Origin of the sequence: Secundilactobacillus similis DSM 23365 = JCM 2765 (assembly GCF_001311075.1) — a bacterium.
In the GTDB taxonomy this organism is placed as follows: Bacteria; Bacillota; Bacilli; order Lactobacillales; family Lactobacillaceae; genus Secundilactobacillus; species Secundilactobacillus similis.
Window position 1 is genome coordinate 16,506 of the sequence record NZ_BBAD01000003.1, and the last position, 15,859, is coordinate 32,364.

Annotated in this window: 15 protein-coding genes and 1 pseudogene; 11 read left to right on the forward strand and 5 right to left on the reverse strand. The window is 48.8% G+C overall.

What is annotated here, in order from left to right; translation table 11 throughout:
• The first annotated feature begins 56 nt into the window (after positions 1-56).
• Positions 57-953: a 3-hydroxyacyl-CoA dehydrogenase gene (locus JCM2765_RS01210; RefSeq protein ID WP_054732797.1), complete on the forward strand. Its 897-nt coding sequence runs from the start codon at positions 57-59 to the stop codon at positions 951-953.
• A 72-nt stretch (positions 954-1,025) separates the two neighbouring features.
• On the opposite strand, the gene xerS is transcribed toward JCM2765_RS01210, so the two are convergent.
• Positions 1,026-2,108 carry a tyrosine recombinase XerS gene (gene xerS, locus JCM2765_RS01215; RefSeq protein WP_054732800.1) on the reverse strand — a complete coding sequence of 361 codons (1,083 nt, stop codon included), beginning with the start codon at positions 2,106-2,108 and terminating at the stop codon, positions 1,026-1,028.
• Positions 2,109-2,390: 282 nt separating this feature from the next.
• Here xerS and JCM2765_RS01220 point away from each other — a divergent pair, with 282 nt between their 5' ends.
• The 5 genes from JCM2765_RS01220 to JCM2765_RS01240 all read left to right on the forward strand — a co-directional run bounded on the left by JCM2765_RS01220 (position 2,391) and on the right by JCM2765_RS01240 (position 6,984).
• Positions 2,391-2,591 carry a hypothetical protein gene (locus JCM2765_RS01220; RefSeq protein ID WP_054732803.1) on the forward strand — a complete coding sequence of 67 codons (201 nt, stop codon included), beginning with the start codon at positions 2,391-2,393 and terminating at the stop codon, positions 2,589-2,591.
• The gene (locus JCM2765_RS01225) at positions 2,591-3,232 is read left to right on the forward strand and encodes an alpha/beta hydrolase (RefSeq protein WP_054732807.1); all 642 of its coding nucleotides are present in this window, start codon (positions 2,591-2,593) and stop codon (positions 3,230-3,232) included. The genes JCM2765_RS01220 and JCM2765_RS01225 overlap by 1 nt, the downstream gene beginning before the upstream one ends.
• A gap of 67 nt (positions 3,233-3,299) precedes the next feature.
• Complete coding sequence (locus JCM2765_RS01230) at positions 3,300-4,001, forward strand: response regulator transcription factor (RefSeq protein WP_156301631.1); 702 nt, start codon at positions 3,300-3,302, stop codon at positions 3,999-4,001.
• Positions 3,991-5,376 carry a HAMP domain-containing sensor histidine kinase gene (locus JCM2765_RS01235; protein ID WP_054732810.1) on the forward strand — a complete coding sequence of 462 codons (1,386 nt, stop codon included), beginning with the start codon at positions 3,991-3,993 and terminating at the stop codon, positions 5,374-5,376. Before JCM2765_RS01230 ends, JCM2765_RS01235 begins: the two co-directional genes overlap by 11 nt.
• 195 nt (positions 5,377-5,571) lie before the next feature.
• Positions 5,572-6,984, forward strand: a complete 1,413-nt coding sequence (locus tag JCM2765_RS01240; protein ID WP_054732813.1) for a DHA2 family efflux MFS transporter permease subunit — start codon at positions 5,572-5,574, stop codon at positions 6,982-6,984.
• 140 nt (positions 6,985-7,124) lie between these two features.
• Here JCM2765_RS01240 and JCM2765_RS17380 read toward each other — a convergent pair whose 3' ends face one another.
• From JCM2765_RS17380 to JCM2765_RS01260, 4 genes and pseudogenes are all read right to left on the reverse strand, one after another.
• Positions 7,125-7,994 carry a hypothetical protein gene (locus JCM2765_RS17380; protein ID WP_162231381.1) on the reverse strand — a complete coding sequence of 290 codons (870 nt, stop codon included), beginning with the start codon at positions 7,992-7,994 and terminating at the stop codon, positions 7,125-7,127.
• A gap of 57 nt (positions 7,995-8,051) precedes the next feature.
• A pseudogene (locus JCM2765_RS19350) lies at positions 8,052-8,153 on the reverse strand (hypothetical protein); the annotation flags it as partial.
• A gap of 949 nt (positions 8,154-9,102) precedes the next feature.
• Positions 9,103-9,783: a phosphatase PAP2 family protein gene (locus JCM2765_RS01255; RefSeq protein WP_054732821.1), complete on the reverse strand. Its 681-nt coding sequence runs from the start codon at positions 9,781-9,783 to the stop codon at positions 9,103-9,105.
• Positions 9,764-10,441, reverse strand: coding sequence for a VTT domain-containing protein (locus tag JCM2765_RS01260; RefSeq protein WP_082404939.1), 678 nt, complete (start codon positions 10,439-10,441; stop codon positions 9,764-9,766). The genes JCM2765_RS01255 and JCM2765_RS01260 overlap by 20 nt, the downstream gene beginning before the upstream one ends.
• Before the next feature lie 340 nt (positions 10,442-10,781).
• On the opposite strand from JCM2765_RS01260, the gene JCM2765_RS01265 reads away from it, so the two are divergent.
• From JCM2765_RS01265 to JCM2765_RS01285, 5 genes are all read left to right on the forward strand, one after another.
• Positions 10,782-11,483, forward strand: a complete 702-nt coding sequence (locus JCM2765_RS01265) for a response regulator transcription factor (protein WP_054732824.1) — start codon at positions 10,782-10,784, stop codon at positions 11,481-11,483.
• Between the two features lie 11 nt (positions 11,484-11,494).
• The gene (locus JCM2765_RS01270; RefSeq protein ID WP_225351910.1) at positions 11,495-12,907 is read left to right on the forward strand and encodes a sensor histidine kinase; all 1,413 of its coding nucleotides are present in this window, start codon (positions 11,495-11,497) and stop codon (positions 12,905-12,907) included.
• Between the two features lie 496 nt (positions 12,908-13,403).
• On the forward strand, positions 13,404-14,789 hold the full coding sequence (locus JCM2765_RS01275; RefSeq protein ID WP_054732829.1) for an MFS transporter: 1,386 nt from the start codon (positions 13,404-13,406) through the stop codon (positions 14,787-14,789).
• A gap of 6 nt (positions 14,790-14,795) precedes the next feature.
• Positions 14,796-15,230, forward strand: a complete 435-nt coding sequence (locus tag JCM2765_RS01280) for a MarR family winged helix-turn-helix transcriptional regulator (protein WP_054732831.1) — start codon at positions 14,796-14,798, stop codon at positions 15,228-15,230.
• 28 nt (positions 15,231-15,258) lie between these two features.
• Positions 15,259-15,846: a hypothetical protein gene (locus JCM2765_RS01285; protein WP_054732833.1), complete on the forward strand. Its 588-nt coding sequence runs from the start codon at positions 15,259-15,261 to the stop codon at positions 15,844-15,846.
• The last annotated feature ends 13 nt before the right edge of the window (positions 15,847-15,859 follow it).

Here is a 15,859-nt window from a genome sequence, read left to right on the forward strand (position 1 = left end):
TATTCTAGCTGTGCAATATTGCGAAACTGTCGTCAACCCAGAAAGGGGCCATTTTGATGAAAGCTAACAAAGTTGTTGTTTTAGGCGGTGGCGTTTTAGGAAGCCAAATTGCCTATCAGTCCGCATTTTCAGGTATTGATACTGTTATCTACGATATTAACGATGCCGCTATTGACGCCGCTCAGCAAAAGCTCGATCAGTTTCCGGATCAGTATGCGCATGATTTAGGGGCAACGGCTGAACAATTAGCTGAAACCAAGGCACGGTTATCATTAACGCTGGACTTAGAATCGGCTATTACCGGTGCTGATGTCATTGTTGAAGCTGTTTCGGAACGAATTTCAATTAAAGAGTCGCTTTATAAGAGTTTAAAACCCTACATTGGTGAAGAAACGTTGTTGTTAACCAACACATCAACGTTACTGCCAAGCCAACTGATTGGGTTTGCACCTAACCCTAACCGCTTCTTAGCAATGCACTTTGCCAATCAAATTTGGGTGCATAACGTGGCCGAAATCATGTGGGCCCCAGCTACGCCACAAACGACGATCGATGATGCGACCGACTTTGCGAAACAGATCAAGATGCTGCCAATCCTCATTCAAAAGGAAACGTCTGGTTACGTCATGAATTCGATTTTCCTACCGATGATCAACGCTGCCTTATTTCTATGGGCTGACGACGTTGCTGATCCACAATCGATCGATAAAAACTGGATGGTCAGCATGGGCGTTGACCGGGGACCGTTTGGCTTCCTAGATATCATGGGACTGAACACCGCGATTAATATTGAGAAAGGATTCCTCGCTAATACCAACGATGAGCGTTATCAACGTATCATTGATAAATTGCAGATACTAGTTGATGCTAATCAACTGGGCGTTGCGACCGGGCAGGGGTTCTATCACTATCCGGAGCCGGAGTATCAGGCTGCGGCGTTTACGCAAGTTTAAATTAAAGCTGACACACAAAAGCACCGCCACTTTCCAAATTGGAAAGTGGCGGTGCTTTTGTGTGTCAGCTTATTAATCATGCAACCGATTCAACGCATCTCGCTGCTTTGTATCCACCACGTGAGTATACAACCCAGTTGCGCTAGTCGAGCTTTGGCCCAATTGAGTGGCCACAAGGTGCTCATTCTTCGTTTCAAGGTAGAGCTTCGAGGCTAACGTATGTCGCAGTTTGTGTGGCGTGATTCGCACGTGGTTGAAGGCTTGTGAGTATTTGGCGACCAACAACTCCACCGTTGCGGTTGTGATGCGGCGAGGGGCTTCCGTGCCCTTAGTTAAAAAGAGGGCTGGCGTTTGAGCCGTTGCCTGATACCGAGTTTGGCGGATATCCAGATATGGCTGAACGTAGGGGAGCACCCATTTGGCGATGGGTACTGAATCCCACTTACCGCCTTTGCGCCGGACGGAAACCGTGGCTGCTTTGACGCTGAGGTGCTTCACATCCATATTCGTCAGTTCAGATACCCGGATGCCAGTCCCCAGCATCAACGCGTTAATGGCAACGTCACGTTCGCGGTCCCGCTGATAATAACGTTGCTTACGCTCGCTATCGAGGGTTTCGCCATAACCAGACTGGATGTAATTAAGATAATCAACATCCGTGTGACCCATCATCAACTGATCCTTGATGTGCCGCGCCCGAGTCGCATAGGTTTCACTATCCTGCACCAAGGCAATTTTCTTCATGACATTCCGGTAAAAGTAGGGCTCGCCCTCGGCATTTTCCGATTCTTCGGTCAAATACCGAAAAAGGGCCGACAACGCGTTCAGGGAACGATTGACCGTTCGCCGAGATAGCGCGCCTTCCGGATGAGTTGCCGTTTGCTTTCCACGATTTAATAGGTAGGATTTGTATAATTCCATATCCTGTTTCTTAAACGTGGCCAACTCCTCAAGTGTGATTTGAGCAGGCGTTGATGCCTGACTAATCTCGGTATCGATCATCCAAGTAAAGAACCGGTGAAATTCATTTAAATACTGATACAACGTCGCTGGCGACAGCGGCACGGTTGACTTCGTTAAATAGTAGTCGCCAACGTAATCGGGCAACTTTGCTACCAGGGCGTCGTTGTGCTTCACATAGCTGGCCTGATCCATGTTGCCACCTCCAAAAATGGTTTGTTAACCGAACTTGAGTTCACCTTTTATTATAGCATATTCAATCACCCAATACGGCCGCTAAACCGAGCGTCAACGCTGCAAATTGCTGTAAACACAATTCATCGTTTCACCGTAGTTACCACCACTCAACTCGCATCCAGCGAGAACCAAACTCCAATTATGAGAATTTCTCATCACCCATTAACATCCAGTTGAGTGATGGGAACCGCCAGTTTATCTAAACTGGCTGTAATGAGTATCTAGGGAGGTAACTGTACCGTGAAACGACTGATTATGATTATCGTTACAATATTGGTTTTACTTGGCATCAGCATTAATATCATCGCACCGGCTGCTGAAGCGACGCCCAAGCCGCGGACCACACCGACACTTTATCTTCACGGTTATGGTGGTGGACCCAAATCGATGGCATTTTTAATGAACCAAGCTGTCGAGCACGCCCGGCGCAGTCTGCGTTAGTGGCAACCGTCAGTCCAACTGGCCAAGTTCAACTACGCGGTGATTGGCGGGCGCACAACCGCCATCCGCTGATTCAAGTGATTTTCACCGATAACCATACCCGTGATGCCAAACAGTTAAGTCGTTGGTTGCGTAACGTGCTGGTGGCACTACAAGCGCGGTACCAGTTTAAACAATTTAACGTGGTAGCCCATTCGCTGGGGAACAGTGCTGTACTTCAGTACCTACTTCAAAATAGCGACAATTCTAAACTGCCGCAGTTAGCCAGATACGTCGCCATTGCCGGCAACTTCGATGGCATTCCCGGTCAACACCGGCACCAACATCCCAACCGAATTTTACCAAGTGGGCGGCCAACCTGGGAAACACCGGCTTATCAAGCCGCGTTGACTCACCAAGGCCAACTCCGGCTTCAACACACCCGGATCCTTAATCTTTATGGCAATCTTGCGGATGGCAGTGATTCAGATGGTAAGATTCTCAACGCCAGTTCTCGGTCACTCGGCTACCTCGTTCGAGACCGGGTCGGCAGTTATCACGAACACGTCTTTTATGGCATTTACGCCCAACACTCGCGGCTACGACGCAATCCACAAGTTGCCGAGATAACGGACACTTTCTTGTGGCAGTCTCAAAATTAACAAACCCTTAACAAGCTCGCATGATACACTAAGAAAAAGAAATGATGTCAAAAAGGGGATCAGACAATTGAAAGTAACGGTTATGTTAGTTGAAGATGAAGTAGGATTACGGTCTTACCTGCAGTCTGAGTTAAGCTTTGAAGACTACAACGTGATTGCCGTCCCGGATGGTGAAACTGCTTTAAGTGAATTTGCGGCGCACCCGGATGATATCTCACTCATTATTTTAGACTGGATGTTGCCCGGCATTGATGGGTTGGGCGTGATTCGCAAACTCCGCCGTCACTACGACGTGCCCATCATGATGATGACCGCCCGTGATTATGTTGGCGACAAGGTATCCGGCCTAGATGCTGGTGCCGATGACTACATCACCAAACCCTTTGAAACCGAGGAGCTTCTCGCCCGGGTTCGGGTGATTCTCAGGCACAATAATCAGCGTAATATCACGAATAAAAAATACCGGGTCGGTGACCTCGAACTCGACATCAAAACCCGTCAAGTCCTGTATCAGGGAACCGAAGTGCAGTTGACCCAACGCGAGTTCGATTTACTACTCACGTTCATGCAACATCCGGGAGAGGTTTTGACCCGGGATGACTTACTGGATGATGCTTGGGGGACCAGCTTTGAGGGGCAAGTCAACATTGTGGACGTTTACGTGCGGTATTTAAGAAATAAAATCAACCCCCAACTCGATGGGCAGTTGATTGAAACCGTTCGGGGCGTCGGGTATCGGCTAAGGAGTGCTGATGAGCATGAAGCGTAAACTACTCAATACTAGCGCGGCCCGAATCACCAAGGTCTATGGTCTGCTCTTGCTGGGGATCACGTTGATTCTCAGCATCACGATCGTTTCGGTGGTGGGGTATAAACAGTACCGGTTAGAGCGCCAACAAGCGGTTGGCGTTGCCAGAGGACTGAAGCGGTCGTTTATCGCCAATCGCAACGACTGGTTTTGGTGGCGCTTGGGTAATTCGACCGATACCCACAACACCTTTGTTCGCATTCAAGTGACGCCCACGAAGAAGAAGTCCTATGCCTTGAAGTCACCGCGAACGAAGCGTTTTTTAGCACAGCAACAAGCTGCTAAAACCCACCGGCTCAGTGATAATATCAGTTATTCGTCTAAGGTTGGTCTCTACTATCACGTAAGTGCCACCGATGAGGATCGCGATAATGGCATCGCTCACGTCCAATACGACGTCTGGTTAAAGTTGAACGGCGTCATTTACCTCTTATGGCTCCTGATTCGGTTGATTCTGCTCATCGTGCTTGCGTTCTTCGCACTAGGTATTTGGCTAATCTACCTACTGGCGCGTCAGTTAAACCGGCCACTAGCAGACTTAACCGAAACCACCAAAACCATTAACCACGACCTCTCCAACCAGTACCAAACCCAACTGCCGGTCCCTAAATCGCCGCAAGAAGTGCACGATTTGAGTGAAGCCTTCAATCAGCTACTGGCATCGCTAAACCAACAGGCAAGGGCGGATCGAGAGTTCGTGTCAAATGCCTCCCATGAACTCAAGACCCCAATCGCAACGATTCGTGGCCACGTGTCATTGATTAAACGACGCGGTAAGGATCATCCAGAAGTCATTCCCAGTTCCCTTGAGTTCATCGATCAGGAATCAGAACGGATGCAGCGATTGGTACAAAGTTTGCTGAAACTGTCTCGAGCCAATCAGTTGACACTAGTGACGGCCCCCGTTAACGTTAGTCAGCTCGTAACGAACACGGTGGATGGCTACGGTGCTTCACTCTCTCAAGACGTTCTCGTTCACGTTGCGCCTGATATCGTGGCTGAAGTCAATGCTGACAGCGTTGAGCAAATCTTAGTTAGCCTGCTAAACAACGCCCAGAAGTACTCACCGACCCAATCAACGATCGTCGTCGGATTAACCAGTACGCCACACAGCCTCCAACTCAGTGTGACTGATCAAGGGCAGGGGATTGATGACGACCAAAAAGCGCACATTTTTGATCGGTTCTACCGTGCCAAAACAGTACGGGCAACCGTTGAGGGTAACGGCTTAGGCCTAGCTATCGTGCAGCAACTCGTTACCTTGCACCATGGTCAAATTGAAGTCAGCGATAACCATCCGACTGGGACTAAGTTCGTCATTAAGCTTCCTATTTAGCACACAATTGACATCATTAATAAACCGCGTTGATTTGCAGCATTGCAGGCAACGCGGTTTTTTGACATCTAGCTATCAAGCCGTGGTTTCAAGCCGCAAATCAAATTAAACCTTGCATTCTCTGAGAATCCTGCTAAACTAGATATTTGTTAGCCTGCTAACATAAATTGATTTCTAAGGAGACGTGAACCTCTCATGGCAACAACTCAACAATCTGATAAAATTCCACCAAAAGTCATCGGCGCCATTATTGCCACCGGTCTCATGTCGTTTTGTGGCGTCATCATTGAAACCGCAATGAATATTACCTTTCCAACATTAATGCGGGAATTTAACGTTGCCACCAATCTCGTCCAGTGGATGACAACGATTTACCTCCTCGTTGTGGCCGTTATGGTGCCGCTTTCGGCAACTTTAAAGCGCCGCTTCAAAATGAAACAGCTCTTTTTAACTGCGATCACCCTGTTTATCATCGGGGTCATTTTAGATGGCATTGCGCCCGCATTTTGGGTACTGCTTCTCGGTCGAGCTGTACAGGGCCTTGGTACCGGGATCGCGCTGCCACTCATGTTCAACATCATTCTTGAACAGGTACCACTCGCCAAGCGGGGGACGATGATGGGGGTCGGCACCTTGATCACTGGTGTTGCACCCGCCATCGGCCCAACCTTTGGGGGGATCGTTGTGGCAACCTTAGGCTGGCGTTACATCTTTGCGTTTTTAATGCCGCTTTTGATTATTGCGTTGATTTTAGGCATCTTTTGCATTCAACAAAAAGTGCCCACCAGTGCCGCAACCATCGATCAGCTTAGCGTTATCTTCATCATCGTTACGTTTGCTGGATTGATTTTCGGGATCAGCAACCTTGGTAGCCAAGCCTTTTTAAGCATATCTGTCGGCGGGGCACTACTAATCGGCATTATCAGCCTCGGTTTATTTGTCGCGCGAAGCCGTCAACTTGAGCAACCCATCTTAGATTTAAAGTTATTCAGTAATGTTGATTTTAGACGGAACCTCATCTGCTTCTGCCTGATTCAAATGGCCGCACTGGCGCTGTCATTCTTGCTGCCAAACTATATCCAACTCGTGAACGGGCAAAGCACCTTAATGGCTGGTTTGTTGGTCCTACCAGGGGCCGCACTTGGCGCCGTCTTGGCACCAATCAGTGGTCAACTTTACGACCGCCTTGGCGCCAACTTGCCACTTCGATTAGGCTCAGGCCTGACTGTGATTGGCATGCTAGGGTTTTGGTTGTGGGGTCACCACCTCAATGATGTGATGATCATTGGCCTGTATCTGTTCTTTATGTTGGGAATGGGACTGCACTACGGTAATCTAATGACCAATGGCTTACAACATTTAACTGCAAGTCAAAATAGCGATGGCAATGCCATTTATAACACGGCTCAACAATTCATGGCCGCTTTGGGAACCAGCATCTCCGCTGCCATCGTCGCAACGAGTCAGGCCCATGCCGGTAGTCAAGCAACGTTAACTGCCGCTGGTTCTTGGAACGCATTTGGCCTGTTTGCTATCTTGTTGATCATCGAATTCGGATTGATCATTTGGACAACGACACGGGAAAAGAACAGCGTAACAGCACACTAAGCAATCAGTTACTGCACACAAAAATAAAGGTTCATTGAATGTCAAGTCAGGCATTCAATGAACCTTTATTTTTGCGTTAGCTTCAACCGCCCGTTACCATTGGTCGTCCTTATCACCTCCCGTGGTATGGGTGGGGCGCATCAGCGTGAAAATTCATACACAAATGACTCAAACGGGCGACTTCGATGTTGGTAAACCAGTGGCTCAGGGGCCAGTCGGTAGGCAATCGTCTTTGATAGCAGGAGGCCCTGAGTTCGATTAAGTTGGTTGGTCACGCGAATTTGGTAGTGGCCAACTGGAATGGTGTGGTGATATACGAGTGCGCGTTGAGTTCGCAGCAAGTGATAACGTTGATGCGTCTTTTCGTTCACTAAGATGCCATCAAATTGGGCATGTGGCGCTACTGAAACGGCCATTTTACGAGCCGCCACGTTAAGTCTAACTCGTTGTGAAACCGTTTCGTGGGCCGCAATCGGCGTTCGTTTCGCGTCGAACTGTAACGACAATTGACTCATTTGACTCGCTACCATCACTTTGTTTGGTCGTGGTAGCGGCACGCTTTCGGTAACGTACATCCCCGCCAAGCCAAGGCCGAGTACCCCAGTCACAATCATCCGTCGCCTGAGCGACCAAGCCTCTCGAATCGGTGTCACATCAGGGAGCCGCATCGTACTGATCAATAGAAGCAGTGGTGCAATTGCTTGACCATACCGTGGTTCACTTTCCCAAAGCAAGGTGTGAAAGGCAATGTAACCTAACGCAGTTAAAATGGCGAGGGTCATGACCGGATCATCATGCCGCTTAGGTTGGCGCCAATACCGAAGACATTTGATAATGGCCAACAGATCCAACATGATGAACCCAATTCTCATGATTGTCGAGCCAATAATACTCAGTGGCGCCTCAACGTGTTGATACCAGGCGGGCGAAGATACTAAACCGCCCGTATAAGCTGATTGAAGCCGTGTCACGTTCAGCAAGATAGCCGCCTTCAATCCCCAACGCTTCACAATGCCCCAAGCACCCAGCTGTTTGAGCCGAGCAGGGAGGGCGTGTTTAAGATACGTTTGTCGTTGCTGGATGTTCGGCAGTTGGCTGAGTTTTTGAACATCACTAAAGTTGTATTTGCCAGAATAGTTTGGGTTGTAACCCATCCAGATCCAGTGCATCGTTGGAAACTGTTCGGTTGGGTGAGCGGTAAAGTGCCTGCGCGTTTTAGGCCAGCAGCAGTTGGCATCATCAAGGCAAATGCCAGCATAATCACTGCAAACGGTACCCAGTAACGTTTGAGAATCTTACGGCTCCGAATTGCCAGCACGATAACGGCTAGTACAACCGCGACCGCCATGACGATTAGATTTGGCTTGATCACGCCACCCAAAACAATGTCGATGAGCAAGGCGATGCCGAATAGCCACCGTTGCCGAGTTGAGTAGTGGGGCCACCGCAGTAGGATGTTGAACGCAATGCTCAAACACAGTAACGTTGGCACATCTGAATAAAAGACTTGTAAGTAGTAGGTGTACGCAAACGGGCTTACTAAGAAGAAAACCGCCAGTGTAACTACGGCTGCTTGATGCTTCGTCAAGTAGCGCACCGTCCAGAGCGACATAGCAATTAAGCTATCCAGTAAAATCAGTGATAAAACGTGAATCGCGGTAGTTGTGCCAAGCTGAACTAAACTAGCCAGTTTAAGCCATCCCGCCAACAAAACCGTTAACGGAACGTTATTGGGAAAGCGCCAAAAGTACAGCGAACTACCCCAATCATAGTGACCCACACTGAGTTGCTCAGCTTGATAAATAACCCGGAACGGATCATGAAAGACCGAGGCGGGTAAGAAGTTCAACACAAACAATTGAACTAAAACCATCACCACAAACGCAATCACAATCAGTCGATTGACCAATTGCGTCGACAGCTGGTTGACCCGCTGAATGTACCAACGGTGGCCGGCCCAAACGACCAGACAGCCCAGTAACACTAATACCGTTGCCTTAAAGTTTTGTGGATAGACAATGTTTGAAAAAATGCCGATCATCAGTGCAAGTGCTAACAGCAACCCCAGCCAGTTAGACACCGTTCGACGACGTGCCATAAGAATTCCCCCCAATTAAACTACTCCAGCGATGCTGGTTGTTGTGTTGCTTGTTGCGCGACTAGTGTTGACTGTGGCGCCCAACGTAGGTAGCCCCAACGTGCAACTGCCCACCAAGTGATTGCGAGACAGAGTCCGGCTAACACATCCGTTGGGTAGTGCACGAAAAGGTAGATGCGATCAAAGCCCATCATACCAAGCCAAATCACTGAAATCAGTGATAACAGCAATTGCACTTCCCAGTTTTTAAATAGGGGAATCACCACAAATAGCAAGATCAGCACTAGGGTTGCCGTCCCGGTGGTGTGACCGCTGGGAAAACTAAACCCACCCTGTGCGACTAACTTACCGATAGGCCGGGCGCGGTGCAACAGGTATTTGCCAAGATAGGTCCATACGCCGATTCCGGCTTGAACAATGACTAGCCAACCGGTGGTGAACCAGTCACGGTGCCAGGCAAAGTAGCCCATGATGAGTAAACTCACCAGTAAGTTTGCGACTGGCGTACCAAACGCCGCTAATGTTGCAAAAAAGTGCGTGCGCTGCGGTGAGGCCAGCGGTCGAACCGCTTGTTGAATCGGCTGATCAATAGCGGTCAACCAACTAGCGTGCAGCGCTACCCCGACTGCGAGACCCAAAAAGATGAGCAGCGCCACGGTGCCGGCAATCAGCCAACCGTGGTTATTTGATTTCGTTAACATTTGACTCAATTCCTTTTCTTCGATTTTGAGCACGTTGCTTTAACGCCATGATGGCAGCTGGTAAGAGGGAAATCACCACGATGGCGATCATGATCAATTCAAAGTGGGTCTTAACGACTGGAATGTTGCCGAAGAAGTAACCCGCCAAAACAGCGACGCTGACCCAGCTGATACCACCTAACACATTGAACCATGCAAAGCGGCGGTATGGCATCCGACTGATTCCGGCCGTGAACGGAATCAACGTCCGAATCAATGGCATGAACCGACCGAGAAAAATCGCCCAACTACCGTGTTTTTCAAAAAACGTGCTGGCGTCCTTTAAATACTGTGGTTTTACCCACCGTTGCCACTTAGGCTTCGTCAACTGGTGACCAAAGTGCTTCCCAATTTCAAAGTTGAGCCCATCACCCAAAATGGCCGCAATCGCCAACAAGCCGATTAAAATCACCGGATTCAAACTGTGCGCACTCATTGCGGCGATAGAGCCGCTTAAGAACAGCAGTGAGTCGCCCGGTAAGAAGGGGCAGATGACCACCCCAGTCTCAATAAAGATAATCGCAAACAGACCGAGATAGACAAGACTGCCGTACTGACTGATGAGAATTGGCAATAAGTGGTTCGCATTTAAAATAGACGCAAATAAAGTCGTTAGCATAGCGGGTTCCTTCCTTTTCTGCTGATTCGTGGTCAGCAACGTGAATTTACCCTTATTCTAGACAACCTCCAATTCTTTAAAAAGTGGGCTAATCTGAAGCAAAAATAAGAAATTCACAGAAAAAGCGGTTTCCCCGAGTTAATGCTCCTATAGGATAGCGTACTTCCGTGAAAAGGTGGCTAATTTTAGCTTAAATTTTTACAAAATTTTTTGCTTGAATTAAAAATGAGAATTTCACAGGACAAATGCTAACTAGTCAACTAAGATTAATGAGAACGACTATGCTAAACTAATGTTGGCTGTTAGCTAACGAGATCAAAAACAATGAGGTGAACCTAGCATGTCAACCACACTATTATTGGTAGAAGACGAGGAGGGGCTCGTTGACTACCTACGGACTGAACTACAATTTGAAGATTATACCGTATACGTTGCAAATGACGGTAAGACCGCCCTTAGCACGTTTGAAAACTTACGCGGCCAGTTAGACGTGATTTTACTCGATTGGATGTTACCGAAACTAGACGGACTAGAAGTTTTGCGCCGAATTCGCAAAACCAGCGATATGCCCGTAGTCATGATGACCGCTCGCGATTACGTTGGCGATAAAGTCGCTGGCCTAGACACCGGCGCAGACGACTACATCACGAAACCCTTTGAAATCGAAGAACTCTTAGCCCGATTACGGGTGATCTTGCGACACAAGAAAACGGAAACTCGCCCATCACAGGAGAGTAGTTACCAAATCGATGACCTGATTTTAAACACCAAACTGCGTCAAGTTACCCGTAATAACCAAATCATTCAGCTCACCCAGCGAGAGTACGAACTATTACTGACGCTGATTCAACACTCTGGTGAAACGATGAGCCGCGATGACTTGCTCAACACCGTTTGGGGGATCGACTTTGAAGGTCAGCCCAATGTGGTGGACGTTTACATTCGCTACCTCCGAAATAAAATTGATCGCGATTTTGGCGCTAAACTCATCCACACTGTTCGCGGCGTTGGTTACGTGTTGAGTGCTAATTATCAAAGCTAGGGGGCGATGTGGTGACTAAAACAACACAACCCGTCACAACTGCCAAGGCGATTCAACGAAACTTTTTCGTCCTCTTCACCCTAGTGACCCTGATGATTGGGATTGCAGTCGTGGGGGTCGTTGGAGTTCAACTCGTGCGCGAACGGCAACAAGAATCCGTACAACTTCTCAGCAGTCTGAAACGCTCGATCATTGACGACCGGCCGGATTGGAATGAGTGGCGTAAGAGCAGCACGATCAACACTAAAAATACCTACGTCCGAGTTCATAATGCTAAAATTGGCGAAGTGCCTGGTACCTATTACTCAAAGGGCACCCAAAAATTTCTGACGCATAAGCGCATTGAAATGCCCATTTTTTCAGCTGTCAGTTACGTCCATGATGTCGGATTCGTCTATTACCGATCCGGAACTCGCTTAGGCATTAAGTCTGAAATTTGGCTGAGTTTAAATTCCGTAACGACCATCCTACTCTCTGTCATCGTGACCGTGGCGGTGCTCCTCTTAATTGGTATCACCATTGGGGGGTATTTAATCACCCTCATTGCCCAAAAGTTGACCAGACCGCTGGCTCACCTAAGCCAAGTCGCGCAAGCGCAAAGCGAAACCAATAACGATTATGCAGAACCATTACCAACGCCAGCAACCCCGGTAGAGGCGCAACAACTCGCCACCAGTTTCAACAAACTGTTGGCAACTATTAACGCCAAGAATCAGCAGGAAAAAGCCTTTGTTGATAATGCCGCGCATGAGTTGCGCACCCCAATTGCCGTCATCTTGGGGCACAGTAAGTTGATTCAGCGGCGGGGCGCCGACCATCCAGAAATCGTGGCGCATTCGGTCGATTTCATTACCGATGAAGCGACGCGGATGCAGCAGCTGGTCAACCAGTTGCTGGTATTGTCCCGCGCAGACCGTGCGCAACCAGAGTTAAGCTACATTAACTTATCCGATATCGTGTTCGAAACAGTCGAAGAGGAACGGGCGGTGCTTCCGCAAACCATTTCGGTCACCGGCGACCAAGCGGCCATCGCTTACACCAACGCGGACAATGTTCAACAGATTCTCCGAGCATTGATCGATAACGCGGGTAAATACTCACCAAAGGATAGCCTGATTCAGGTTCAGCTGGCGACAACCGCCGCCAACATTACGATTTCAATCAAGGATCAGGGGACCGGCATTCCCGCCGATGAACGTGAGCACGTTTTCGACCGGTTCTACCGAGGCAACGATGCTCGAGATCAACGAATCGACGGTACTGGGTTAGGCCTATCAATTGCGAAACGGTTAGCCACCTTGAACCGAATTGGGTTGAGTTTGGCACCGGTTGAACCCACTGGAACGGTGTTTACGTTGACGTTTGCTAATCCGAAACAGGGGATGGCTGATTCAGCCTCACCGAGTGGTGCGGTTGGTAATTAAACAGCAAATAAGAAAGCCTTGGAGAAAAATTCTTCAGGGCTTTTTTTGCTGTTGCTTGTGTCCAGCGTAAGTGTTGGGCGGATTTTGGGTGAAGGCTGTTTGTCATCGCTTCGCTCGCCAAAGCCGCACGAAAACCGGCGCTCTCAGGCTACAAAATTCGGCGCCACTTAAACTGTCATTTCTAGGGTTCCTGAAGTTGTAGGAACTTGTCAATCACGCACTTTCTGGCCACCGCGCCGAATGGTGCTGCGCGAGACTGAGAGCTGTATGTAGGGGCACTTCGATAAAACCGCCAGGCCCGGGCGCTTTCACCGAAGTGCCCCTACACACCGCTCTCAACCCGTCTCGCTCCGCACACTTACGCTGGACACAAGCGACAGCAACTATCGATGAAGCATGCCAGAAGACAAAGTGACATTAATTAATTATTCTTTTTGTTTGCGCAAGCAAATAAAAGATGCTATACTATCGTCGAACTTGAAAGGAGGAGCACGGGATGGGAAAGGTTCGTCGTTGGCTATGTCTGGTTATCTTAGGGCTGTTTTTCTTCATGATCATCGTGGACGGTAGTATCGTCACAATCGCGATTCCAGTGTTGGCGCAGGCTTTTCATGTCGGCACTGCGCAGGCCAACTTGATTATTGGGGTTTATTTGATCGTCATCAGCGCTTTATTATTACCGTTTGGTCAATTGGGTAATCGGTTTGGGCGCATTCGACTCTTTCAATTCGGCATGATTGTTTTCCTATTAGGATCGTGGTTTTCGGGTAGTGCACGGTCGCTCAGCATCATCCTGCTAGCCCGGGGCATTCAGGCCGTGGGCGCCAGTATGGTCATGGCCAATAGTTACGCCATCGTCACGGACATGTTTCCGCCAAATGAACTGGGTCGAGCGTTTGGGGTCGAGAGCGTATTTATTTCGATGGGCGCGTTAGCTGGACCAGGACTGGGGGGCTTATTGCTTCACTACTGGGGCTGGCCGTACATTTTTTGGTGTAACTTACCAGTGGGAATCCTTTGCGTTAGCGTCGCCTGGTGGTTGTTTGAGCAACAGCCACCGCGGCCCGTAACCGGACGCTTTGACTGGGAAGGGATGCTGGTACTGTTGGTAATGGCCACGGCCTTTTACACTATGTCTAGCGTGATGATGACCCATCCTTGGCTTGCGAGCGGTTTATTCGGTATTTTTCTACTTGCTCTCGGCTATTTTTGGCGGCACGAGCAACGCGTCACGCTACCATTACTGGATGTGACATTGCTCAAACAGCCAAATCTTCGATTACCAACGCTGGCGGCTTTCTTCAGCTTCATTGCGGCTTATTTTTTCACCCTGTTGGCACCAATCTACCTGCAACTCGTGGTGGGATTGCCCAGTCAAATTGTCGGTGGTATTCTAATGGGCGCCCCAATTATTGCCGTTTTTGCTAATCCGTTGGCAGGGGTGTTGACCGATCGTTTTTCGCGCATTCACGTGATGACGGTTGGCATGGGCATTTTGATCATTGCAGGCATCGGACTTTTGACACTGAATGGTGCCCATGAACCTTGGGCCGTCTTAGGGTGGTCCGGACTGTCCGCCATTGGGACGGCGCTATTTTCAACTGCCAACAACACCTTCATTATGGGAAGTGCATCTGCGGAACAACGGGGAATGGTTGGGGCGGTCACGTCACTGGTTCGTGAATTTGGGCTGGTACTTGGTACGGTGTTGGTCAGTCTTAATTTTTACGGTAAGTTATCGCTGACTGCTGGCAGACCCATCGTCAATGCAATCAACGTACCCAAGGGACCGTTGCTGGCAGCGCAAAGTCTCACTTACGCGCTGGCGTTGCTGTTATTGCTGATTGCCATGCGATATATTAAACGACTTGAAAGGAGGTGATAGCGAGTGTTAACGGATAAGGATTCGATTGACCGAATCAGTGCAACATTAAACAGTACGTCGCGATTGACGATTGCTTATTTGGATAACGTGCTGGCACCATTAAATTTAACCGCCAGTAACTACTACTTTATCCTTAAAATTGCGCGGGCGAAAACTTTGACGCAAGAACAGTTATTTAAACAGATTCAGCTCAGCCCAAGTAACGTAACTCGTCGTTTGGACCAACTCATCAACCGGGGATTGATTGAGAAACAACGTGATCCAAATGACGGTCGGGGCTGGTTGATCAATTTAACAGCTACGGGGCAACAACTAGTCCCGCAACTCAACCAGATCTTAGCGGACGCAAATGCTGCTATGTTTAACGGCGTAACCACGCAGCAACAAGATCAGTTAGTCACGATTTTGCAACAAATTAATCAAAACATCGTTGAGTAGGTATTTGGCATAACGGAGGATGATTACCATGTTAAAAGCACTCAGTATCAATGGCATTACCCAACCTAACTTGATTCTACCAGATGAATTCAAAAAAGTGGCCAGTGACACGCGAACTAGAAATGACGAACCCGTTTTGGTGGAGCGTTATCAGCGTGACACAGACGTACAACCGAATCACGAACACGCCGTTTTGGTTTGGGGCGAAGACCATCGCTTGCTCAGCTTTAACAACTTTTCGCTAGCCGATGATTCTGGCAAATTACCATCGAAACGCCAGGCCGCCAAGATTGCGTTAGCGACTATGACGGCGCTTGATGACCAGTACGCTAGCGAACTCAGCTATATGCGAACCGATTTACTGACCCGGGCCTACCTCGATGACAACGACCAACTCGTCACGATTCCAATTCAATGGGTCAAATTTGCCCACCCAAATGGCAGTTATAACTGGGTATCAGTCGGTGCTGGTGGTCAGGTGATCGAGATGGAACGTGAATCCTACTGGGATTACTTCCTCAGTCGCCGGTCAACTGAAGAGTGGAACTACGACAACTGGGTGCTTGCTTACGAGGGCAAGGGACCACAGCCAGCAGCACCAGAGGCCTTAGCTTAAGGGGGAAACCGTT

Coding starts and splice junctions, on each gene's coding strand:
- JCM2765_RS01210 (WP_054732797.1), top strand. CDS start 57: ATGAAAGCTAACAAAGTTGTTGTTTTAGGCGGTGGCGTTTTAGGAAGC.
- xerS (WP_054732800.1), bottom strand. CDS start 2,108: ATGGATCAGGCCAGCTATGTGAAGCACAACGACGCCCTGGTAGCAAAG.
- JCM2765_RS01235 (WP_054732810.1), top strand. CDS start 3,991: ATGAAGCGTAAACTACTCAATACTAGCGCGGCCCGAATCACCAAGGTC.
- JCM2765_RS01240 (WP_054732813.1), top strand. CDS start 5,572: ATGGCAACAACTCAACAATCTGATAAAATTCCACCAAAAGTCATCGGC.
- JCM2765_RS01255 (WP_054732821.1), bottom strand. CDS start 9,783: ATGTTAACGAAATCAAATAACCACGGTTGGCTGATTGCCGGCACCGTG.
- JCM2765_RS01260 (WP_082404939.1), bottom strand. CDS start 10,441: ATGCTAACGACTTTATTTGCGTCTATTTTAAATGCGAACCACTTATTG.
- JCM2765_RS01265 (WP_054732824.1), top strand. CDS start 10,782: ATGTCAACCACACTATTATTGGTAGAAGACGAGGAGGGGCTCGTTGAC.
- JCM2765_RS01275 (WP_054732829.1), top strand. CDS start 13,404: ATGGGAAAGGTTCGTCGTTGGCTATGTCTGGTTATCTTAGGGCTGTTT.
- JCM2765_RS01285 (WP_054732833.1), top strand. CDS start 15,259: ATGTTAAAAGCACTCAGTATCAATGGCATTACCCAACCTAACTTGATT.